At 54.3% G+C, this 21,185-nt stretch carries 20 protein-coding genes and 1 riboswitch; of the genes, 19 read left to right on the forward strand and 1 reads right to left on the reverse strand.

All coding sequences use genetic code 11. The features are described 5' to 3' along the window. The 16 genes from FYJ53_RS06860 (at position 1) to FYJ53_RS06935 (ending at position 17,478) form a co-directional block, all read left to right on the forward strand. Entirely contained in the window at positions 1–582 is a 582-nt protein-coding gene (locus tag FYJ53_RS06860; RefSeq protein ID WP_320075088.1) for an alpha/beta hydrolase, read from the forward strand. Positions 583–695: 113 nt separating this feature from the next. Further along, positions 696–1,565, forward strand: coding sequence for a MerR family transcriptional regulator (locus tag FYJ53_RS06865; protein WP_154557238.1), 870 nt, complete (start codon positions 696–698; stop codon positions 1,563–1,565). A 5-nt stretch (positions 1,566–1,570) separates the two neighbouring features. Then, positions 1,571–2,026 carry a GNAT family N-acetyltransferase gene (locus FYJ53_RS06870; RefSeq protein ID WP_050814097.1) on the forward strand — a complete coding sequence of 152 codons (456 nt, stop codon included), beginning with the start codon at positions 1,571–1,573 and terminating at the stop codon, positions 2,024–2,026. Positions 2,027–2,392: 366 nt separating this feature from the next. Beyond that, complete coding sequence (locus FYJ53_RS06875; RefSeq protein WP_013379796.1) at positions 2,393–2,875, forward strand: GNAT family N-acetyltransferase; 483 nt, start codon at positions 2,393–2,395, stop codon at positions 2,873–2,875. Next, on the forward strand, positions 2,872–3,114 hold the full coding sequence (locus tag FYJ53_RS06880) for a DUF3781 domain-containing protein (protein WP_013379797.1): 243 nt from the start codon (positions 2,872–2,874) through the stop codon (positions 3,112–3,114). Before FYJ53_RS06875 ends, FYJ53_RS06880 begins: the two co-directional genes overlap by 4 nt. Positions 3,115–3,249: 135 nt before the next feature. After that, positions 3,250–3,417 (forward strand): hypothetical protein, encoded by a 168-nt coding sequence (locus FYJ53_RS06885; RefSeq protein ID WP_154557239.1) that lies wholly within the window; start codon positions 3,250–3,252, stop codon positions 3,415–3,417. Between the two features lie 202 nt (positions 3,418–3,619). Next, positions 3,620–4,627 carry a C45 family autoproteolytic acyltransferase/hydolase gene (locus FYJ53_RS06890; protein WP_013379800.1) on the forward strand — a complete coding sequence of 336 codons (1,008 nt, stop codon included), beginning with the start codon at positions 3,620–3,622 and terminating at the stop codon, positions 4,625–4,627. 173 nt (positions 4,628–4,800) lie between these two features. Further along, positions 4,801–5,490 carry a VanR-ABDEGLN family response regulator transcription factor gene (vanR, locus tag FYJ53_RS06895; protein WP_013379801.1) on the forward strand — a complete coding sequence of 230 codons (690 nt, stop codon included), beginning with the start codon at positions 4,801–4,803 and terminating at the stop codon, positions 5,488–5,490. Continuing rightward, the gene (locus FYJ53_RS06900) at positions 5,483–6,604 is read left to right on the forward strand and encodes a sensor histidine kinase KdpD (RefSeq protein ID WP_013379802.1); all 1,122 of its coding nucleotides are present in this window, start codon (positions 5,483–5,485) and stop codon (positions 6,602–6,604) included. The genes vanR and FYJ53_RS06900 overlap by 8 nt, the downstream gene beginning before the upstream one ends. An 88-nt stretch (positions 6,605–6,692) precedes the next feature. Then, positions 6,693–7,637 carry a D-alanyl-D-alanine carboxypeptidase family protein gene (locus FYJ53_RS06905; RefSeq protein ID WP_070081174.1) on the forward strand — a complete coding sequence of 315 codons (945 nt, stop codon included), beginning with the start codon at positions 6,693–6,695 and terminating at the stop codon, positions 7,635–7,637. A 73-nt stretch (positions 7,638–7,710) separates the two neighbouring features. Next, positions 7,711–11,991 (forward strand): PAS domain-containing protein, encoded by a 4,281-nt coding sequence (locus FYJ53_RS06910; protein WP_013379805.1) that lies wholly within the window; start codon positions 7,711–7,713, stop codon positions 11,989–11,991. 321 nt (positions 11,992–12,312) lie between these two features. Then, entirely contained in the window at positions 12,313–12,960 is a 648-nt protein-coding gene (locus FYJ53_RS06915) for a hypothetical protein (protein ID WP_013379806.1), read from the forward strand. A gap of 102 nt (positions 12,961–13,062) precedes the next feature. Continuing rightward, positions 13,063–15,666: an ATP-dependent chaperone ClpB gene (gene clpB / locus FYJ53_RS06920; RefSeq protein ID WP_154557240.1), complete on the forward strand. Its 2,604-nt coding sequence runs from the start codon at positions 13,063–13,065 to the stop codon at positions 15,664–15,666. Between the two features lie 213 nt (positions 15,667–15,879). Continuing rightward, on the forward strand, positions 15,880–16,443 hold the full coding sequence (locus FYJ53_RS06925; protein WP_013379808.1) for a YdeI family protein: 564 nt from the start codon (positions 15,880–15,882) through the stop codon (positions 16,441–16,443). Positions 16,444–16,467: 24 nt separating this feature from the next. Continuing rightward, positions 16,468–16,860 carry a hypothetical protein gene (locus FYJ53_RS06930; protein WP_013379809.1) on the forward strand — a complete coding sequence of 131 codons (393 nt, stop codon included), beginning with the start codon at positions 16,468–16,470 and terminating at the stop codon, positions 16,858–16,860. A gap of 36 nt (positions 16,861–16,896) precedes the next feature. After that, positions 16,897–17,478 (forward strand): DUF6144 family protein, encoded by a 582-nt coding sequence (locus FYJ53_RS06935; protein ID WP_013379810.1) that lies wholly within the window; start codon positions 16,897–16,899, stop codon positions 17,476–17,478. Here FYJ53_RS06935 and FYJ53_RS06940 read toward each other — a convergent pair. Continuing rightward, a complete protein-coding gene (locus tag FYJ53_RS06940; RefSeq protein WP_013379811.1) occupies positions 17,462–17,752 on the reverse strand; it encodes a hypothetical protein in 291 nt (96 codons plus the stop codon). The two genes, FYJ53_RS06935 and FYJ53_RS06940, sit on opposite strands and share 17 nt — an antisense overlap. A gap of 75 nt (positions 17,753–17,827) precedes the next feature. Further along, positions 17,828–18,004: riboswitch (cobalamin riboswitch) on the forward strand. 175 nt (positions 18,005–18,179) lie between these two features. Between FYJ53_RS06940 and FYJ53_RS06945 the strand changes: the two genes are divergently transcribed. Genes FYJ53_RS06945 through FYJ53_RS06955 form a run of 3 tightly spaced genes read left to right on the forward strand, consistent with a single transcriptional unit; the run spans position 18,180 to position 21,081 of the window. Next, the gene (locus FYJ53_RS06945; protein ID WP_041689841.1) at positions 18,180–19,250 is read left to right on the forward strand and encodes an ABC transporter substrate-binding protein; all 1,071 of its coding nucleotides are present in this window, start codon (positions 18,180–18,182) and stop codon (positions 19,248–19,250) included. 2 nt (positions 19,251–19,252) lie between these two features. Further along, positions 19,253–20,308, forward strand: coding sequence for an iron ABC transporter permease (locus tag FYJ53_RS06950; protein ID WP_013379814.1), 1,056 nt, complete (start codon positions 19,253–19,255; stop codon positions 20,306–20,308). Continuing rightward, positions 20,308–21,081 (forward strand): ABC transporter ATP-binding protein, encoded by a 774-nt coding sequence (locus FYJ53_RS06955; RefSeq protein ID WP_013379815.1) that lies wholly within the window; start codon positions 20,308–20,310, stop codon positions 21,079–21,081. Before FYJ53_RS06950 ends, FYJ53_RS06955 begins: the two co-directional genes overlap by 1 nt. The last annotated feature ends 104 nt before the right edge of the window (positions 21,082–21,185 follow it).

The raw sequence follows: 21,185 nt of genomic DNA on the forward strand, positions 1-21,185 counted from the left end.
ATGGCCGGCGGCTGTCAGGTTCTGAGCTTTGACCTCCCAGAGCACGGAGACCGCAGGGATGAGGCGACCCTCTGCAAGGTGCAGACGTGCGTGGCGGAGCTGGCCGCGGTCATGCGCTGGGCCAGGGCCCGGTGGCAGTCTGTCAGCCTGTTCGCAAACAGCATCGGCGCGTATTTCAGCCTCATGGCCTATTCCGGCGAGCCCCTGGAAAAGGCATGGTTTTTGTCGCCGCTGGTGGATATGCGGCGCATGATCGAGAACATGATGGTCGGATTTGGGATTACCGAGGAGCAGCTGAGACGCGAGCAGACCATCGCCACCCCCATCGGCCAGACCCTGTACTGGGACTACTATACCTATGTGATTGAGCACCCTGTCAGCAAATGGACGGCGCCGACTGAGATCCTGTACGGCGGCAGGGACGACACCTGCGGGCGCGGCACCGTCGAAGCCTTTGCCAGCCGGTTTTCCTGCGGCCTCGAGATCGTGCCGGACGGCGAGCATTACTTCCATACGCCCGAGCAGCTGCGGGTTTTTGAAGACTGGCTTAATCGGACCGGATTTCTTTCCAAAACCCATTGACCCTCACGCTGCGTGATAGTGTACAATCGGGTTAAAGAGGCAAAGCGGAGAGAATAACGGCCGGTTCGTCTGCGGCGCTCTCTTGACCATCAATGAGACAGGAGTTGATTTTAATGAGAACCGTAAAACAAGTGGCGGCGCTGACCGGCGTGAGTGTCCGGACCCTGCAGTATTATGATGAAATCGGCGTGTTTAAGCCCACCGAGGTTACAGAGGCAGGGTACCGGCTCTACGATGATGAGGCCCTGAAAGCCCTGCAGCAGGTTTTGTTTTTTAAGGAGCTGGATTTTCCGTTAAAGGACATCCGGGAAATCATGGCAGATCCGGGCTTTGACAGGGCAAGGGCCTTTAAAAAGCAGCGGGAGCTGCTTAAGGCAAGGCGCGACCGGCTGGATAAGCTTCTCGCCCTTCTGGATAAGCTGGAAAAGGGGGAAGCCTGCGTGAGTTTTGACGCTTTTGACCTGAGCGGATATCTTCAGATACTGGAGGAATTTAAAACCGAAAACGCCGGGACCGTCGCCCGCCACTGGGGCAGCGTGGAGGCCTTTGAGCAGTTTATAAAAAAGGTAAAAGCAGATGAAGCGCATATCGCGGGACTCGCAATAAGGCAGTATGGCAGCGTTGAGAAATATACCGCGGCCATGAGGGACAGCATCAGCCATTTTTCTGAGAACATGGAAAAAATGGAGGCCATGAAAAGCGACGGCACGGTCCAGAAAAACGCGGCCCTCATGGAAAAGCTGTACAGCAGCAGGGAAAAGGACCCCGCGTCGCCGGAGGTACAGACCATTGTAGGCGAACTCATCGCCCTGGGGGAGACCGCGGAGCTGAACATTGACAAGGGCGAGCACTACTGGGATATGATGATCGACTGGTACCTCCACAACGACGCGCTGATCAAAACCATCGACGGGCAAAAGGGTCCTGGGGCGTCGGCGTTTGTGGGGCGGGCGCTCGCGTGTTATTTTGGAAAAGACGTGTGAAATCAATGATTGTTTATGAGATGTGTTATCCTGACGAGACTGCCGGGGCGGCAGGGATTGTCTGCGTCCCGTTAGATTACGGGTATCTGGAGGAGTACAGGAAAATATACAACGATTGCTTCTATGAAATGAGAAGGGCTCTGGGAATCAATCCAGTCAATGTCTACGCAGATAGTGACGATCTGAAAGATAAGCTGTGCAATATTTATATTCTTCTGGATAACAGCAGCATCATCGGCGCAGTGTCCTGCTATGGCAATGAGATTGATGACCTGATTGTGAGGAAAGTCAGTCAGGGAAAGGGGTATGGAAGGCAGCTTCTTTTATGGGCAATACAGCGCATAAGACAGGAGAACAAAGCACCTATCACCCTGCATGTGGCACAGTGGAATGCGCGGGCGGTCGCGCTCTACAGGCAAATGGGCTTCGCCATCACTAAAAAAGAGAAAATCAATCCGTAACTTTAACGATGGGGATTATCGTGCATCGTTAAGCAGAAAATACCGTCAAAGGATTACGGAAGCTTGATAGCCTTGGCGCTGTCCGTGGATTAAAAACACCCTCTCTCGGTAAAATGCGACACCTGCGGTGTGCATTTTAATCTCGAACCGGGTGCTCTTTTAATCCGCGGACAGCTTTTTTGTACAATCCATAGACTTAAAAACGCCGCCGCACCTTTAATATCGACGGGCGTCATTTTGCCACTTTTTCAGTGCGACAGGCCCCTTTAAAAATCCAGAATCCGCCCAGGAAAATAGACGGGGTGTGCGGATTATGTTAAAATACCCCATATCATGAAAGTTCGGGAGATAAGGAGAAGGCAGACAATGAATAAAACCATCCGGGAGATCCGGAAACAGGAATACCCGCTGCTAAAGGATTTTTTATACGAGGCGATCTTTATACCAGAGGGGGCTGAGGCCCCGCCAAAAGCCATTGTAAACGCCCCGGAGCTGCAGGTCTATGTGCGTGGCTTCGGTGGCCAGGAGGCGGATTATGCCCTGGTGGCCGAGGTGGACGGAAAGGTCATTGGAGCGGTCTGGGCGCGGATCATGGAGGACTATGGGCATGTCGACGCCCAAACGCCATCCCTTGCCATCGCCCTTTTTAAAGCGTACAGGGGCCTTGGAATCGGCACAGAGCTGATGCGGGCAATGCTTTCCAGTCTCGCGAAAAAGGGCTGGGGACAGGTCTCCCTGTCTGTCCAGAAGCTTAATGGCGCGGTCAGGCTGTACCGCCGCCTTGGCTTTAAGGTGGCAGACGAAAACAGCGAGGAGTACATCATGGTAAAGGAGCTGGGCAGACAATGAATGATTTAGTGGCCAATATTGATAAGCTGCACACCACCGAAATGGGCGCGGTGCGTATAAGGAAGAACCTGTCCATCGGGGACGTGGACGCTGTGCAGTGGTGCAGAGCGAGGATATTAAACCAGGACGCGGCGATGGAAAGAAGGGGCAAGAACTGGTATGTCCGGACAGAGGGCTGTGAAATAACCGTCAATGCCCACAGCTATACGATCATCACCGCCCATAAAATAAAAGGGTGAATACGCTGTGAGCCGTGTTTTGCAGAAAGGAGCGGCCCCATGCTGAAGTCTTTAAAAATAAAGCTTTTCTCGGAAAACGGAATGAAAATCGTGAATACTCTGTTTTTTATCACTGTTTTTTGGGGAGGCAGTGTAATGACCATTTTATCCTATAGTATCTGGCTGATTTTCCTGGCCTGTTCAGTCAGATGTACAGAATCCAAGGCCATGAGGGCTTTCTATCTTCTGGTGGCTGTATGTGTGGCGGCGGTGGTTGTGTGGCAGGCCGCCTGGCTGTTCACCGGGGTGCTCCGTGGGTTTTAAAGAGAGCGAATCGCGAAAATCAATTGATTTAATAGGGATCGCTCTGGTGAGATGATGGACGATAATCAGAAAAAGTAACAAAGTGGAGGATGATAAAAACCTTTATTAATAAACCTGTTGACAATAAATTTTTATTCAATTACCATTAAACCAGAGTTACCGGTAGCTCTCTAAAACGATAAAAGAACAGGAGAGCAAAAACATGTATCACAACCGATTTAAAGGGAACCATTATGACATTGGGTTCCGCTGGGGAACCCTGCTCAGAGAACATGGCAGCAGGCTTCTGGAGCGCATTGATTTTCCAATAACAGAGGAACGGCTGCGCTTTGCGGCCGACTGCGTGCCTGTGTACCAGCAATATTTTCCCGAGATTCTGGAGGAAATACAGGGCGTGGCCGACGGGCAGAAATGCGCTGCGGAGCCGCTGCGCGCCTTTTTATTCAGCATGTACGCCATGCCTCCGGCCTGTCACTGCTCCTGCTTTGCCGTGGCTGGCGGGGACAAGGTTCTCTTTGGCCGAAACAGTGATTTCCTGGTATCTCTGGAAAACACCAACACCAATGCCATCTACCGCTTTTTGGGTGAAGCCATCGACTTTACCGGCAATTCTACGGCCTTTATTGAGATGGAGGACGGCGTGAACGTCCACGGACTGGCGGCCGGGCTTACTGCAGTCTATCCCCACGCCATAAAGCCGGGGATGAACGCGGGCATGCTGCTGCGGTATTTTCTGGAAAAATGCCGCAGCACCGAGGAGGTCATCGGCTGTATCCAGGAGCTGCCCATCAGCTCGGCCCAGACCTTTACCGTGGCGGACAGGAGCGGCAGCATTGCCGTGCTGGAGGCCAACCGGGACCGCGTGGAGGTGATCCGCCCCACAGAGGAAAAGCCCTATGTGTGCGCGACCAACCGCTTTCACTCTGCGCCCATGGCCGCCTACTGCGACCAAACCTTGGACGACTGGGAGGCAGAGCCCCGCTACCAGACGCTCACCCGCGCCTTGGACAAAAAAGCAGGGGACATGGGCCTGCCCGGGGCCATGGCGCTGCTGTCCGGCCGCGACGGGTTCATCTGCCAGTATGACCGGAGGACCGGAAAGGACACGGTGTGGTCAGTGGTCTACGATCTGGGCGCGCCAGCCATCTACCGGGCCGAGGGCAACCCCGGCAGGCGGAAATTCCTTGAGGACACGCGCTTTCGCTTTTAGAGGGCGCCTGTTTTAAAAACACCCGTCCTGCTCCGGCCCGAAACAGGCCAGAGGGCAGGGCGGCTTTTAATTTAAGAAAATCTTAAGAGGTCACTAAGAAAAAGACAAGGACATTCACGCAATGTTCAGATACAATAAAAGAGAAACCATAATACTTAAAGAGGAAATGAAAAATGCAGACGGAAATATTAGTAGTAGATGATGAACAGGAAATCGCGGATCTGGTGGAGCTTTATCTGGGCAACGAGGGCTACGCCGTACGCAAATTTTACAGCGCACAGGAAGCGCTGGCGTCGGGCCTTGAAAACCCGCCGGAGCTGGCCGTGCTGGATGTGATGATGCCAGAGCTGGACGGCTTTACCCTGTGCCGCAGGCTCCGGGAAAAGTACACCTTTCCCATTATCATGCTCACCGCCAGGGAGGAGGAGATTGACAAGATCACCGGACTTGCCATCGGCGCGGACGATTATGTGACCAAGCCTTTCCGGCCCCTGGAACTGGTGGCCCGGGTAAAGGCCCAGCTGCGGCGTTCCCAGCGCTACAACGGCGGGCAGCAGGAGGCCGGGGCCATAGCCGCCTACCGCGGCCTTACGCTCAACCGGGAGACCCATGTGTGTACGTTAGACGAGAAGCCTGTGGAGCTCACGCCCATTGAGTTTTCCATCCTGTGGACCCTCTGCAAAAACAGGGGGCGGGTCATCAGCTCCGAGGAGCTGTTTAAAGAAGTCTGGGGTGAGAAATATTTTACGGGCAACAACACGGTCATGGTCCATATCCGCCACCTCCGGGAAAAAATGCAGGATTCGGCGGAAAACCCGCGGTACATAAAGACCGTGTGGGGCGTGGGGTATAAAATTGGATAATCCCTTTAAAAGGCTGAAACGCCGGATCCTGCTCCAGGTGCTGCTGACTGCGCTCGCCGCCCTGCTGGTGGGCTGGGTGCTCATGGTCCTGTTTGTGGACGGGGTTTTCCAGGACCGCTTTGCCGACTACATGGTTTATATTTTCGCTCATTTCACCAGCGGGGAGCGGGCCGAGATGCTCTACCGGGGGATTTTCCAGAACAACAAGGGGCTGTGGATGGCCGCGGGCTACGTGGTGCTGCTCTGCGCCATTTTTTACTGGGGGATGACGCGCTTTACCCGGTATTTTAATGAAATCAGCCGGGGGATCGACGCCCTGGCCGGCGAGAAGTCTGAGTATATTGAGCTGCCCGGGGAGCTGGACTTTATGGAGAAGAAGATGAACCAGGTGCGCCAGTCGCTGGAAAAGCGCGCCCGGGACGCGCGGGAGGCTGAGCAGCGCAAAAATGACCTGGTGGTGTACCTGGCTCACGACATCAAGACCCCGCTGACTTCTGTCATCGGCTATCTGAACATTCTGGAGGAGGCGCCGGACATGCCCCTGGAGCAGCGGGCAAAGTACACCAGGATCACCCTGGACAAGGCCTGCCGCCTGGAGCAGCTCATCAATGAGTTCTTTGACATCACGCGTTTTAACCTGCAGACCGTGGTGCTGGAAAAGGAGCAGGTCCACCTCTCCTATATGCTCATGCAGATGGTGGATGAGTTCTACCCCATTTTTACAGCCCAGAACAAACAGGCCGAGTTTAAGACAGACGGCAGCATCGACCTGGAAGGCGACGCGGACAAGCTGGCCCGGGTGTTCAACAACATCCTCAAAAACGCCGTGGCCTACAGCGACCCGGAAACAGTCATCGAAATTGAGGCGAGAACGGCGCAGGACACAGCGGTTGTCACCTTTAAAAACAGGGGAAGAACCATCCCGCCCCACAAGCTCGAGAGTATTTTTGAGAAGTTCTACCGGCTCGATACAGCAAGATCCACCACCTCCGGCGGCGCGGGCCTTGGCCTTGCCATCGCCCGGGAGATCGTCCTGGCCCACGGCGGCGGCATAAAGGCCGAGAGCGTTTCCGGCCTCACCACCTTTACCGTCACGCTGCCCCTGCGGGGTTAAGAAAATCTTAATGGAAAAAGAAACAAAGGTTAAAAAACGCGGCGCCTTTCTGTGGTTTAATTGAACCATCAGAAAGGAGCTGTTTTTTATGAATGACAACCGAAGAAATATCATCAGCCGGAGAAGAAAAAGAAAGGCCAGGGGGCGGCCTGCGCTGTTTTTGATCATCGCGGGGCTCAGCCTTTACATGGTCGTCTTTGCCTTTAAGGCCATAAGCCCAGGAGGGCCGGCCCACCCCGTGAACGCCATGGGCAGCGCCGGCCTGTACAGCGAGAGCGCGGTGCTCATGCGCCTGGACGGCGGCGAGGTGCTGTTCCAGAAGAACAGCGGTGAAAAGATCTATCCCGCCTCACTCACCAAGCTCATGACAGTCCTTGTGATCCTGGACCAGTTTGAGGATCTGGACCACACCGTCACCCTGCCCGGGGAGGTTTTTGACTGCCTGAGCGGCTCTGGGGCCTCTGTGGCCGGATTTTTACCCGGTGAGCAGCTCACCCTCCGGGACCTGCTGTACGGCTGCGTGCTGCCCTCGGGGGCCGACGCGGCCATGGGCCTGGCCTGCGCCACAGCAGGCTCCGAGGAAAACTTCGCGGAGCTGATGAATGGTAAAGCGGCGGAGCTGGGCATGGCCCACACCCATTTTAAAAACGCCACCGGACTGCATGACCCGGGCCATTACACCACTGTCATGGACATGGCAGTTCTGTTGAGGGCGGGGCTTAAAAACCCGGATTTCCGGGAGCTGCTCACAACCTTCGATTACCAGACAGAGCCTACCAACAGGCACCCCGGTGGCGTGGGACTCAGCAGCACGCTGAACAGTCTCATGGGCACGCCGTATCCGGATGGGGTAACCCTCCTCGGCGGAAAAACCGGGTATACCGAGGAGGCAGGACTGTGCCTGGCCACCCTGGCCGAAAAGGACGGACGGGAGTACATCGCCGTCACGGCCGGGGCGCCGGGCAGCCATGAAACCTCGCCCCGCCACCTTAAGGACGCCTTCCTGCTCTACGGACTGGTGGATTGCGTTTAAGCCCCTTCTGTGGTAGAATTAATCAATTACAGCAGAACCCGGCGCTTGGTCAAAGCCCGGGCAGGAGGGAATTATGTTAATGGAAGAATATTTGTCCGTGCTGGAGGCGGATCAGACCGCGTCCGTGCTGGATAATGCGCCGGTCGCGATTTATGTCAGCGCGCTGGACAACTGGGAGCTGCTTTATGCGAACCGACGGGCAAAAGCGCATTTTTCAGAGCAGCTGTTAAAGCCGGGGCTCACCTGCTATCAGGCTGCGGGCCAGGACCGCCCGTGTCCCTTCTGCAGCGCAGAGAAAATGAGCCGGGAAACCCTTTTAGTCAGAAAGTTCAAACATCCCCAGAGCGGCCGGGTCTATGAGCTCAGCGGCAAAATTGTTGACTGGGCGGACCGCCCGGCGCAGATCGAGTACATCGTGGACATTACCGACAGAGAGCGGGAGGAGGAGCGCTCCAGATCGCTGAGGGCTGAGCTGGAGGAAACCTTTACCAGTATTCCCTGCGGCCTGTGTGTTTACCAGTTTGACGGCATCCAGATTTTACCTGTGTTCCACAATCCGGCCTTTTATGAGATCATGGGCTATTCCGAGGAGCATATACGGGATGTGGAGCAGTCCACTGATTTTCTGGGCGTCCATCCCGGGGACGCGGGCATGCTGCGGCAAAAAATCCAGCAGGCCATTCTGTGCAATGGAACCATGCACTACACCTACCGTGTTTTTAATGACCGCAAGGGCGAGTACTGCTGGATTCGCCTTGACGGCTCTGTCAAGGAAAAAGAGGATGGCACAAAGCTTTTGTACGGGGTTTACAGCGATGTCAGCGAGTCGGTGCGCCTGGAAAAGGAGCTGACCGCTGCCAACGAGAAGCTGGAACACATTGTCAACGCCATCCCCGGCGGTGTGGCCAGCTATAAGGTGGAGGACGGCCGCTTTATCCCGACCTTTTATTCTGACGGCATCATGTCCCTTTCAGGCCATACCCGTGAGGAATACCGGGAAATGGTACAGGACGATGTCTTTGATATTATCTACGAGGCTGACCGCGAGCGGGTGCACGCGGCTGCCCGCGCCGCGGTCCAGAGCGGCGGCGTCCTGGATGTTTCCTACCGCATGCGCCATAAGGACGGCAGCCTGATCTGGATTCACCTCAACGGCCAGCGCATGGGGCCCTTGTCCGAGGACACCGGGTTTTACGCGGTGTTTACCGGCATATCGGACGAGACCCGCCTGTTCCAGAGCATAGCCAACGAGATTGCCGACGGGGTTTATGTCATCGACAAGGCAAACTATGACCTGCTCTATGTGAACGAGTCCGGCGCCCTTTTCAGAGAGGAGCAGAGCTGCGCAGGCCAGAAATGCTACAAGGCCCTGTATGGCAGGGACGCGCCCTGCGCCTTTTGTACCCTTAAGACTCACGCGCCCGACGGAAAAACCCACAGCATGGATGTGGGCGAGCCGGGGCGGTTTTACAGCACCCGCTTTAAGGAAACCGACTGGAATGGCATCCCTTCCTACATTAAATATGTGCAGGATGTGACCGAGGAGGTCCGCGCGCAGAAGGAAAAGGAAAGGATAGAGGAATACTTCCAGACAGTGGTCAGGAACCTGCCCGGCGGTGTGGCAGTCATCCGCTGCCTGGAGGATGGCCGCATGATGCCCGAGTACATTTCCGACGGCTTTGCCGAGCTGTCCGGCATGCCCCTGGACGAGGTCTGGCGGATCTGTGAGAAAGACGCCATGGCCGGCGTCCACCCTGAAGACCGCGCCAGGGTCAACGAGCGCATGGCCGAATATATCCGCAACGATGAGAATTACTGTGAAATGGCCTACCGCCTGAGAAAGGGCGACGGCAGCAGCCTGTGGGTTAAAAACACCCTGTCGCTTATCCAGGGCAGCGGCGGTGAAAAGCGGATCTACGCGGGCTATCATGATATTACCAGGGAGCGCGAGGAGCAGGAGCATATGCGCAAAAAGTATAATGACCTCATCCTGCAGCACTACCGCAGGCCCGACCCCGACGCCCTCATCATCGGCCACTGCAATGTGACCCAGAACCAGATCATTGAAATCATGGACCACACCGGCTCCGATCTCCTGAAGACCTTTGGAAACGTCCGGGAAATCTTTTTTACCGGAATCTCCAGCCTCGTGGTGGACCCGGATGAGCAGCAGACCTTTTTAAACACCTACCTCAACGCGCCCTCGCTGGCTGCCTTCGAGCGGAATGAAACCGAGGTGGTCCTGAAAAGCTATATCAAGCTGCCAAGAGAGGCCCAGGGGCGTTATGTCAAATTTAAGGTAAACCTGGTGGAAACACCGGATACCGGGGATGTGACCGGCATCCTCACCGTGACAGACATTACCCGGCAGACCATCTCTGAGCGCATGATGGGCAAGCTGGCTGTGGCCAGCTACGACCTGGTGGCCGAGGTGGATGTTTTCCAGGACCGTTACCGGATCATCTCAAAGGACGATGCTTATAGCGATACGCCCGGGCAGGAGGGGATTTATTCAGAATGGATTGGCGACCTGCTGGACACCCGGGTTGTGCCCAAGGATAAAGACCAGGTCGCGAGGCTGCTGGACGTCCGCACCCTGCCCGACCAGCTCAGGGCAAAGGGAGACTACTCCTTTTCCTATTCTGTCATCGGCGAAAAGGGCGAGCTGCTTTTTAAGAACATGACCGTCTCCACCCTGGACATGCGGCTGGGCCGCGTCTGTCTGGCGAGAACCGACATTACCGATTCCATAAGAGAGCAGCAGGGACTGCTGAACGTGATCGCTTATACCTTTGAGATGATCGGCTTTATTGATATTGACACTGGCCGCACCACCATGTACACACGCCAGATCGTCCTTGAGAACCTTCCGCCCTATGTGGTAGAGGATTATACAAAATCCGCCGGACGGCTCGCAGAGTTTTACGAGTCGGACGGGGGACAGGACAACGCCCAGAAGCAGTTTTGCCTGGACACCCTGCGTGACCGCCTGAAGAAAAAGCCCGAGGGCTATGATTTTGTGCTGCCCTACCGTCTGGGAGACCAGACACGGTATAAGCAGATCAACGTGCTGTGGGGCGACCGGAACCAGAAAACCGTATGCCTGGTGCGGGCAGACGTCACCGACATGCTGGCCTCCGAGCGCCGGACAAAGGCAGCGCTGGAAAAGGCCCTGTCACTGGCGGAAAAGGCCAACCAGGCCAAAAGCGATTTTCTTTCATCCATGAGCCATGACATCCGCACCCCCATGAACGCCGTCATGGGCATGACCACCCTGGCTGCGGCTCACCTGGATGACAGCGCGCGGGTCAGGGACTGCCTGGATAAAATCGTCGTGGCCTCAAGACACCTGCTCAGCCTCATCAATGATATTCTGGACATGAGTAAGATCGAGCGGTCACAGATCACCCTTAACCATTCGGCCATTGCCGTTTCCGACCTGCTCAGCCAGCTTAACGCCATGATTGCGCCCCAGGCCGCGGACAATGGCCTCAGCTACAGCGCCCGGACGGAAAATATCCGGCACCCTTACTTTTACGGCGACCTGCTGCGCATCAACCAGATCCTGATCAACCTGCTGAGCAACGCTATCAAGTTTACGCCCGAGGGCGGCAGGGTAGAACTGCGGGTTGAAGAAATTGCACCAGTCAAGGCCCCCGATGCAGTCCGCTACCGGTTCATCGTCAGCGACACCGGTGTGGGCATGTCCGAAGCCTTCCTCATCCATGTGTTTGAGCCCTTTACCAGAGACCGCAATGTGACGCGGGTTGAGGGAACCGGCCTTGGCCTCAGCATTACCAAGGGGCTGGTGGACCTGATGGAGGGCGAGATCACCGCCGAAAGCCAGGAGCGGGCAGGCACCGTCTTCCGGGTAGAGCTGGAATTCGCAGCCGCCCAGAGCGCGTCTGAGGGTAACGCGAGCCGTGAGGACGAGTGCTCGGGACTCACCGATGAAAGCCTGCTCGCAGGGCGCTGCTTCCTCATCGCCGAGGATAATCTGATCAACTCCGAAATCCTCAGCGAGCTGCTGAAAATGCTCGGCGCGGATTCCCGGGTCAGGGTCAATGGCGCCGAGGCAGTGGCGGCCTTTGACGGCGCCGCTCCAGACACCTATGACGCTGTTTTGATGGATATCCAGATGCCTGAGATGAACGGCTTTGAGGCCACCAGGGCCATCCGCAGCCTGCCAAGGCCCGACGCCCGGACCATCCCCATTGTCGCCATGACTGCCAACGCCTTCGCAGAGGATATTCAGGCTGCCCTGGACGCAGGCATGAACGCCCATGTCGCCAAGCCCGTGGATATGAAAGTCCTGCGCGCCACACTGTGCAGGGTGCTTAAAAATAAAAAATGAAGATGAAGCTAAAAAAGATCGGCACAATTTTGCGCCGATCTTTTTATGTTGCTGTGCTATTGTTGTATTCGATAATCAGCTCATATCACGTTTTCCAAAATTAATAAACCTTAAAATCCCAATCAGCTGCTTTCCTAAGCTTTTTAAGTGATTCCATAAATTTTCGTCCGTTTTTCAATTTTTTGGGTAATATTTATTAATGAAGCCTTTTAATTCTTAAAGTGGATTAAGAAATACAATAAAATGTCATGTGTTTTACATAAATCATTTGACAATATATTGGTTAGGGTGTATTATTAATGCATAGACGAGGTGGAAACTATGAAAAAAAGTGTATATAGCCTGATGCTTTTTGATGAGATCGTTGAAAAGATCGATCAACTGGCATATGAAAATAATACCAACCGCTCTCAGCTCATCAATGATATTTTGGCTGAGAAGATCGGTCTGGAGACACCTGAGCAGCAGGTGCAGAAAATACTGGAGCAGCTGGACCAAAACCTCAGCGACACCCTGTCGGTGAGCCAGATCAACAAAAACTCCAGCATCCAGTTTGGCAAAAGCCTGAAATACAAGTACCGTCCAAAGGTGCGGTACAGCTATGAGTTTGTCAATGACAACGGGCAGAAATACGCGGTGCTTAAGGTAAGCTCCCGTACCAAGTCCGAGGATTTAAACGAGCATTTTGACCAGTTTTTCCAGAAAATCTGTAACATCGAGCGCAAAAACAATGAGGTGGATGACAAGGACAGCGAACACCTGACCAACCACAAATTCATCCGTGAATTCAAGGAAAACGGCGCGGTACAGAACGGTGTCAGCACTGTTACCAATTTTTTGACCGAATACCTGCGGATGATCGACTCTGCCATGAACCTCTACTTTGAGAGCAACGAGGATGAAAATCTGGATCAGGAGCTCGAGGAATTATACGGTCAGTTTTTAGGAAATCCCAGGCCAAAGAAATAAAGGCAGGGATCGAATCACATATCGGAGCGCGGTTTGGGTGCGCTTCATTCAGGCCGCATGGCGGCTTTACATACAAAATTTAAGAGAAGTAGGTGATATTTAATGGACATGAACATGTTAACACAGAAATCAATCGAAGCGGTCAAAAATGCCGAACAGATTGCCATAGACCATGACCACATGGAAATTCAGCCAGAGCATCTGCTCCTGGCGCTGCTGACCCAGGAAAACGGCGTGGTCGGAAGATTGTTTGAACGGCTGGGTAAAAATACCTATCCGATTACCCAGGAATTAAAGGGCGATATTGACAATATGCCCAGCGTTACCGGCCCGGGCCGCGAACCCGGAAAGGTTTATATCAGCCGTGACACTGACAAAATCATGAACGAGGCTTATAAGGAAGCCAAGAAGATGGAAGACCAGTACATCTCTGTCGAGCATCTTCTGCTGGGCTTTTACAGCCTGAGCAGGCAGAACGCAGCCCTCGAGCTGCTGAATCGTCACGGTGTCACAAAGGATGAGGTTTTAAAAGTATTAAGGGATGTGCGCGGCGGCCAGCGGGTCACGAGCGACAACCCCGAAGGAACCTATGAAGCCCTGACCCAGTACGGGCACGACCTGGTGCAGGACTGTATTGATAATAAGCTGGACCCAGTGATTGGCCGTGACTCCGAAATCCGGCACACCATCCGTATTTTGTCCAGAAAAACCAAGAACAACCCAGTGCTTATCGGGGAACCGGGCGTTGGTAAAACCGCCATTGTCGAAGGCCTGGCTGCCCGGATTGTGCAGGGCGATGTGCCCGAGGGCTTAAAGGACAAGCGCATTATCTCCTTAGATATGGGCGCGCTGGTCGCCGGCGCCAAATACCGCGGCGAGTTTGAAGAGCGGCTCAAAGCCGTCTTAAAGGAAGTCAAGGACAGCGACGGACGCGTCATCCTGTTTATCGATGAGCTCCACACCATTGTGGGGGCCGGGAAAACCAAGGGCTCCATGGATGCCGGCAACATGCTCAAGCCAATGCTGGCCCGGGGCGAGCTCCACTGTATCGGCGCCACCACACTGGATGAATACCGCCAGTATATCGAAAAGGACCCAGCGCTGGAACGGCGTTTCCAGTCGGTACTGGTGGATGAACCGACGGTTGAGGACACCATTACCATCCTCAGAGGCTTAAAGGAACGCTATGAAATCTTCCACGGGGTCAAGATCCAGGATAACGCCCTGGTTTCCGCGGCAGTGCTTTCCAACCGGTACATTACCGACCGTTTCCTCCCGGATAAGGCCATCGACCTGGTGGATGAAGCCTGCGCCATGATCCGTACCGAAATTGACTCCATGCCCGAAGAGATGGATGAGGTCAACCGTAAGATGATCCAGCTGGAAATCGAGGAAACCGCCCTCAAAAAAGAAGAGGACAAGCTCAGCAAGGAGCGACTGGAACGGATTCAGAAGGAGCTGGCCGAATACCGCGACCGCTTCAATGAAATGAAGATCCAGTGGGATAACGAAAAGAACGCGGTGGAATCCGTCCAGAAGATCAAGGAAGAAATCGACCGGGTTAACCACCAGATCGAGCTGGCCCAGCGCGAGTCCGACTATGACAAGGCCGCAGAGCTGACCTACGGCAGGCTGCCGGAATTACAGAAGAAGATGAAGGAAATGGAAGAAGCCGCCGAGGCCAGAGGCGAGGGCGAATCCCTGATCCGTGAGAGTGTGACCGAGGACGAGATCGCCGAAGTCATCTCCAACTGGACCGGTATCCCCCTGAGCCGGCTGATGGCCGGCGAACGGGAAAAGCTCCTGAATCTGGAAGATACCCTCAGAAAACGCGTGGTCGGCCAGGAAGAACCCATCGAAAAGGTGGTCGACGCCATTATCCGCTCCCGCGCGGGCATTAAAAACCCCAACAGCCCCATTGGCTCCTTCCTGTTCTTAGGGCCTACCGGGGTTGGTAAAACAGAGCTGGCCAAAGCCGTTGCCGCCAACCTGTTCGATTCTGAGGACAACATGATCCGTATCGACATGAGCGAGTACATGGAAAAATTCTCCGTGAGCCGCCTGATCGGAGCGCCTCCGGGATATGTTGGCTATGAAGAAGGCGGCCAGCTGACAGAAGCTGTGCGGCGTAAACCCTATTCGGTCATTCTCCTGGACGAAATCGAAAAAGCCCATAAGGACGTGTTCAACGTGCTGCTCCAGATTCTGGACGACGGCCGTGTGACCGACTCCCAGGGACGGACCATCGACTTTAAAAACACCATTATCATCATGACCAGCAACATCGGCTCCGAATACCTGCTGGAAGGCATCGACGCCGAAGGCAACATTCTGGTCGAAACCGAGGAAGCGGTCATGAATTCCCTGAAAAATTACTTCAGGCCCGAATTCCTCAACCGTATTGATGAGATCGTGCTGTACAAGCCGCTCACCAAGCGCTCCATCGGCAGAATTGTCGACCTGATGATGGCCGAGCTCCAGAAACGCCTGGATGATAAGCGCATTGTGGTAAAACTCAGTGAAGACGCCAAGGAAGCCGTCATCGACCAGGGCTATGACCCGAGCTACGGCGCCCGTCCGCTGAAGCGTTTTTTACAGAAGAATATTGAAACCATGATCGGCAAGGAAATTATCCGGGGCAACCTGGATGAGGACCAGGTGGTCACCGTTGACTTTAAGGACGGCCACTTTGTCATCGAAAAATAAAAGAGCAAAGTCTGAGACCGGCGCAAACCTGCGCTGGTCTTTTTTTATGCAAAAAAGAGGAAGGCAGAAGCTTTAAACAGCAGGAAAAGACATGACCAGAGCCGGAAACCATGCTATAATCAAACCATAAACTGCCGCAGGCAATGGGTAAGGCCGACTGGTTTTACCTGCAGAGGCGCTGTGGAAAAGAATTTGATTTTTGGAGGAACGAGGATGAGTGAGCCCTTATATTTTAAGACCCGCGAGGCTTTCAGAGACTGGCTGTCCCACAACTGCCAGTCCAGCGAAGGCGTCTGGCTGGTGTTTGGAAAGACAAAAGCCCTGGTGACCGTAAAAGCTGGCGAGGCGCTGGAGGAAGCCCTGTGCTTTGGATGGATTGACGGCCAGATGAAAAAAGTAGACGGCCAGTCCTACATCAAGTATTTTTCCGCGCGCAGAAAGAACAGCAAATGGTCCGCGAAAAACAAGGCTTTGGCAGAAAGCCTTGAAAAACGCGGGTTGATGACAGACATCGGCAGGGAAAAGATCGAGGAGGCAAAGAAAAACGGCCAGTGGGACAGCGCCGCAGGGCCCTCACCCGTCACAGAGGAGCAGATTGAGGCAGTGGCCCGGCTGCTGCGGGAAAACGAACAGGCTCATAAAAACTTCCTGAATATGCCGCCTTCTGTAAAAAAGACCTACACAAGAGCTTATCTTGACGCCAAAACGGAAGCCGGCCGGGCCAAGCGCCTGGCGTGGATGGCCGGGCGGCTGGAGAAAAATTTAAAGCCAATGTGATCCGGGAAAGCAGGAGAATCGATTGTGAAATCAAGAGCGCTTTTTCACGCTGCCTGCGGCGCTGCCATCCTCTGCCTGATAGCGGCCGTGTTTTTTGGCCTGCGGGGTAATACCACTAAAACAAAGGTGGTGATCGACAAGCCCTCACCCTGTACACAGGAGCAGATAGAAGCCGCGGCGCATGCTGTTAAACGGGACTTTCAACGGCATTTTGGCTGGGAGCTTCTCGAGCTGACCTACGAGGACTGCGGTGTCTTGGAAAATGGAAAAAGCACTGTGCTTTTTAAATCAGTGATCCGTACCGGCTTCCTGACAGATGGCAGCGTTCCGCCGCGCAGTATGGTGTATTGGCGCTTTTGGGTCGCCCAACGGCCTGAAGGCAGTGGCTGGTATGTGGTGAGCTGTGGGTATGGGTAAAAGCCGTGCCCCAGAGATTGATAAGCGAGGTGAAGCATGAAAAATTTTAGTATGCCGGAAACGGTCAGTCCGTTTTTGGAGCAGGAGGAGCTGGAACGGTTAAGCCAGAGCCTTGAGAAAAACATCTCCCGGGAAGAGGCAGAGGCATTCCTTCGCCGGGTTCCGCTGCGGCCAGGGGCAGCGCCCGAAGAGAGAGCCAGGTGGGTTGAGCGCCTGTCAGAGGAGCTGGAGACAAACTTTGACCAGGAGACCATTGTCAAAATAAGAATGGGCTGCCACTGCAACGAAAATGGCCGGCTGGAGGAAACCGCCGAGACTTTCAAGGCGCTATACCAGTCCAAAGGGCAGGATCTGGCACGCTTTGTCAGCCACCTCAACGAGAGCGGGGCGGGCTGGAGCATCAAGGGCGGCGCACTGTATACCAGGATGTTTACCTGCGAGTGTCCCATGCTGGAAAGGGCCGGGACCTCCCCATCGCTGACCTGGTGCTATTGTACTGCCGGGTACAGCAAAGCCTTCTTTGAAGCCGTATTTGAGCGCCCGGTGGAGGTCGAGCTGCTCCAGACCATCAAGCAGGGGCATGACTGCTGCCTGCTGAAGGTTACAGGAATCCTTTAAAATAAAGCGGATAAAATGCAATCTTAAGCCCGGGGGCGAGCTGTTCCTTACGCTCATCTCTAAGAGTAGCTATGGCTATAAACAGGCAGACAGCAGCCGGCGCGTTGACGCCAACACCCTGCTCTCGGAAAAAAGCGGTACTGAGACGGGCGTGCCCCACCTCTATGTGGATCTGGCAGACATAAAACGCTTTTTTAAAGCCTGGCACCTTGAGGACAGCCTGAGAGAATCCTGCGTCTATAACCCTGCGGAGCCGCAGTATTACAGCAGCCACTGGAGCCTTATCGTCAGAAAATAAATCTCCCCGGTTGGATATTGACAAGTATAATAGAAGCAGGTATAATGATAAAAACAGAATAACCTTTGAGGTGCTTAGCAATAAGAGAATAGGGAAACCGGTGTGAGTCCGGTGCGAACCCATCACTGTAAACAGGGACAAAGCCTGAAAAGCCACTGGAGCAATCCGGGAAGGCGGGCCGCGGAGGAGCTGTAAGCCAGGAGACCTGCCTTAAAGAAGAAATACGTGCAGGGGGAGAATGCAGCGGCGTGTTTGAATAAATGAAATCTCGGAAAATGGGACCGATGAGCAGAGTGCTTATCGGTTTTTTTATTTGCCGAAAAGTTAGATGTGCCTGTGTTTTCTGGGAGATGTTGACATCCAAAAGGATTTAACATAAATTTTTAATTTAATGGAGGAAAAAATGAAGAAGAGAGTGATTGCACTGATGTGCGCGTTGCTTCTGCTGGTTCCGGTCTTTGCCGGGTGCAGCCAGAGCGGGGATTCGAGTGAGGCGAAAAGCATTACCGTGGTGGATGATACCGGGCGCGAGGTAACCATTCCCCAGCCCCTTGAGAAAGTGGTGGTGGCCAACCGCTACAATTCTGAGCTGATCCGCGGGATCGGCGCCATCGACAAGGTGGTGGCGGTGGATAAGAACACAGCCCAGGACCGTGTGTACTGGAGCCAGTTCGACCCGGATAATGTTATCGGAAAGGGCCAGAGCGAGCTGAATTATGAAAAGATTGCCGAGCTGGGCGCCCAGGTGCTCATCACCCCGGACAACGGCACATGGGAAGAGGACATTAAAAAGCTGGAGCCCTTCGGCATTCAGGTTGTCGTGGTATCCGGCTATAACAATGCCGAGCTGCCAAAGGAAATCGAGATTCTGGGCAAGCTGTTTGGCAAGGAAAAGGAAGCCGAGAAGCTGACAAAATTTTACCAGGATAACATGGACATGGTGGCCGAAAAAATTAAGGACGTCAAGGGAAGCAAAAAGGTGTACTGGGAATACGGCGACCCAAATACCACCTGCATACCGGGAACCAGCAATGACGGCTGGAACAGCATGCTTTTAAACGCCGGGGCTGTCAATATTTTCGGCGACCCTACCATTACCGGCAAGACCATTGACCCGGAAAAGATTCTGTTAGAGGACCCGGACCTTATCATCAAGACTTCATCCGGCCCGGCCCTCAAAAATACCGGCGTTTACACGCCGCCCACAGCGGAGGACTACAGCACCATCTCCTCCGAAATGCTGAGCCGCGCAGGCTGGTCCGATCTAAAGGCGGTCCAGAATGACGATTTCTATGTGACAACAGGCTTCTGCGCCGGCGGACTGGGCAAAATGATCGGGACGGTTTATACCGCGAAATGGTTATACCCTGAGCAGATGAAGGATGTTGACCCCGACGCGATCTTTGACGAATGGATGGAAATCCAGGGGGTTGATCCGGTAGAAGGGCATGTTTTTCAGGTTAAGCATCAATAGTAATGGAAAAGCAGCAGACATTAAAAGCCTATCATAAAAAAAGAGCGGCGTTGATGCTGGCAGCAGTGATCCTTTTGATCATTGCTGCTTTTTCCAGCTGCTTTGTCGGCGTTGCCAATGTGACCGTGGGGCGGGTGTTTGCGACCCTGCTGCCCGGCGGCCACTTTATGGGTGCGGCGGCGCTGAACCAGACCGAGCTCACTGTGCTCATGCAGCTGCGCCTGCCGCGCATTACCATGGCGCTGGTTTCCGGCATCGGCCTGGGCATCAGCGGCCTGGTCATGCAGGCCATCACCGGCAATAAGATGGCAAGCCCCTTTACCACCGGGCTTTCAAACGCCGCGGCCTTCGGGGCATCGCTGGCCATTATTTTCGGCTTTACGCCCTTTGGCAGCAATCAGGTGGGCACTGTCATGATGGCCTTTGTGCTGGCCTTTATCTGTGCCGCCATGGTGTACGGCATCGCCTCGGCCAAGGGCATGGGAAAAACAACGATCATCCTGATCGGCATTGCCCTCAACTATTTCTTTTCAGCCCTGAATGCCAGCATGCAGTATGTGGCCAACGAGCAGCAGCTCTCCGCCATTGTCCACTGGACCTTTGGCAGCCTCTCGGAGATCACCTGGGAGCAGATTCTCGTGGTCTGTGTTATTCTGCTCCTGACCTTTCCGTTTATCGTCCGTTTTGCTTGGCATTACAACCTTTTATCCACCGGGGATGAAAGCGCGGTGGCCCTGGGCGTCAATGTCATGCGGCTGCGGCTGCTTTCGGGCATTGCGGTCACGCTCATTTCATCGGCCATTGTCAGCTTTACAGGCGTTATCGGTTTTGTGGGGCTGGTGGCGCCGCATATCGCCAGGCTTCTGATCGGCGGCGACTACCGGGCGCTTATACCGCTCACCGCCCTCTCGGGCGCGATCCTGCTCATCGCGGCGGATACAGTGGGCCGTGTGGCCGTCTCGCCGGTGATCATTCCGGTGGGCATTGTGGTCTCCTTTATCGGGGTTCCGGTGTTTATCTATTTAATTGTAAAAGAACAGAAAGAGCGGTTGGTCTGATGAAGATTACAATCAAAAATTTAAGCTTTGGCTATCGAAAGACCCCTATTTTAAAAGGCGTGAACATCGAGGTGGCGCCGGGAAGGCTGTGCGTGCTGCTGGGGGCAAACGGGGCGGGTAAAAGTACCCTGATCAAGTGCGTCAACGGGATCCTGAAGCCCGAAAAAGGGGAGATATACCTGGATAACACCGACCTTCTGAGGCTGCCGCAAAAGGAAAAATCCAGGCGCATCGGCTATGTGCCCCAGAGCACCGAGGTGGAGGACAGCGGTCTGAATGTTTTTGAGATGGTGCTGTCCGGGCGTGTGCCCCATATGAAGGGTAAGATGAAGGACGCCGATTATGAGATTGTCCGGTCCGTTCTTGAGAAGATGTCGCTCAGCGATTACAGTACCAAGCTTTTAAACCAGCTGAGCGGCGGCGAGCGGCAGCGGGTTTTTATCGCCCGCGCCCTGGCCCAGGAGCCTGTGGTCATGCTTCTGGACGAACCCACCAGCAACCTGGATTTGCGGTACCAGCTGGAAACCATGGAGATCGTCCGGGGCCTCTGCCAGGATAAGGGAATGACAATTATGGCGGTTATCCATGACGTCAACACCGCGGTCACCTTTGCTGACCAGGTGGTGCTCATGAAGGACGGGAACATCCACGCCACCGGGCATCCCGATGAAATTCTGAACACAGAAAGTCTGGAGCGTATTTTCGATGTCCGCGTTGAATTCGCGGCCTATCAAGACAAACAGTATGTGATTCCCAAGCGCTGCGCGGGTTAAAATTAAGCGAATACACATTTACCCGCCGGGCGGTCAATAAAAAACAGTCTGGCGGGTATATTTTTTAAAGAAAGGCTTTTAAATCCGGTGAAATTTATGCTATA

Origin of the sequence: Eubacterium sp. BL-380-WT-2B, from assembly GCF_009696115.1 — a bacterium.
Lineage (GTDB): Bacteria > Bacillota > Clostridia > Eubacteriales > Eubacteriaceae > Eubacterium > Eubacterium callanderi.

What these genes read in the sequence shown, in the direction of transcription:
- FYJ53_RS06860 (WP_320075088.1), top strand. Translation starts at nt 1, where the DNA reads ATGGCCGGCGGCTGTCAGGTTCTGAGCTTTGACCTCCCAGAGCACGGA.
- FYJ53_RS06890 (WP_013379800.1), top strand. Translation starts at nt 3,620, where the DNA reads ATGTATCACAACCGATTTAAAGGGAACCATTATGACATTGGGTTCCGC.
- vanR (WP_013379801.1), top strand. Translation starts at nt 4,801, where the DNA reads ATGCAGACGGAAATATTAGTAGTAGATGATGAACAGGAAATCGCGGAT.
- FYJ53_RS06870 (WP_050814097.1), top strand. Translation starts at nt 1,571, where the DNA reads ATGATTGTTTATGAGATGTGTTATCCTGACGAGACTGCCGGGGCGGCA.
- FYJ53_RS06915 (WP_013379806.1), top strand. Translation starts at nt 12,313, where the DNA reads ATGAAAAAAAGTGTATATAGCCTGATGCTTTTTGATGAGATCGTTGAA.
- FYJ53_RS06910 (WP_013379805.1), top strand. Translation starts at nt 7,711, where the DNA reads ATGTTAATGGAAGAATATTTGTCCGTGCTGGAGGCGGATCAGACCGCG.
- FYJ53_RS06865 (WP_154557238.1), top strand. Translation starts at nt 696, where the DNA reads ATGAGAACCGTAAAACAAGTGGCGGCGCTGACCGGCGTGAGTGTCCGG.
- clpB (WP_154557240.1), top strand. Translation starts at nt 13,063, where the DNA reads ATGGACATGAACATGTTAACACAGAAATCAATCGAAGCGGTCAAAAAT.
- FYJ53_RS06905 (WP_070081174.1), top strand. Translation starts at nt 6,693, where the DNA reads ATGAATGACAACCGAAGAAATATCATCAGCCGGAGAAGAAAAAGAAAG.
- FYJ53_RS06955 (WP_013379815.1), top strand. Translation starts at nt 20,308, where the DNA reads ATGAAGATTACAATCAAAAATTTAAGCTTTGGCTATCGAAAGACCCCT.
- FYJ53_RS06935 (WP_013379810.1), top strand. Translation starts at nt 16,897, where the DNA reads ATGAAAAATTTTAGTATGCCGGAAACGGTCAGTCCGTTTTTGGAGCAG.
- FYJ53_RS06875 (WP_013379796.1), top strand. Translation starts at nt 2,393, where the DNA reads ATGAATAAAACCATCCGGGAGATCCGGAAACAGGAATACCCGCTGCTA.
- FYJ53_RS06880 (WP_013379797.1), top strand. Translation starts at nt 2,872, where the DNA reads ATGAATGATTTAGTGGCCAATATTGATAAGCTGCACACCACCGAAATG.
- FYJ53_RS06925 (WP_013379808.1), top strand. Translation starts at nt 15,880, where the DNA reads ATGAGTGAGCCCTTATATTTTAAGACCCGCGAGGCTTTCAGAGACTGG.
- FYJ53_RS06950 (WP_013379814.1), top strand. Translation starts at nt 19,253, where the DNA reads ATGGAAAAGCAGCAGACATTAAAAGCCTATCATAAAAAAAGAGCGGCG.
- FYJ53_RS06885 (WP_154557239.1), top strand. Translation starts at nt 3,250, where the DNA reads ATGACCATTTTATCCTATAGTATCTGGCTGATTTTCCTGGCCTGTTCA.
- FYJ53_RS06945 (WP_041689841.1), top strand. Translation starts at nt 18,180, where the DNA reads ATGAAGAAGAGAGTGATTGCACTGATGTGCGCGTTGCTTCTGCTGGTT.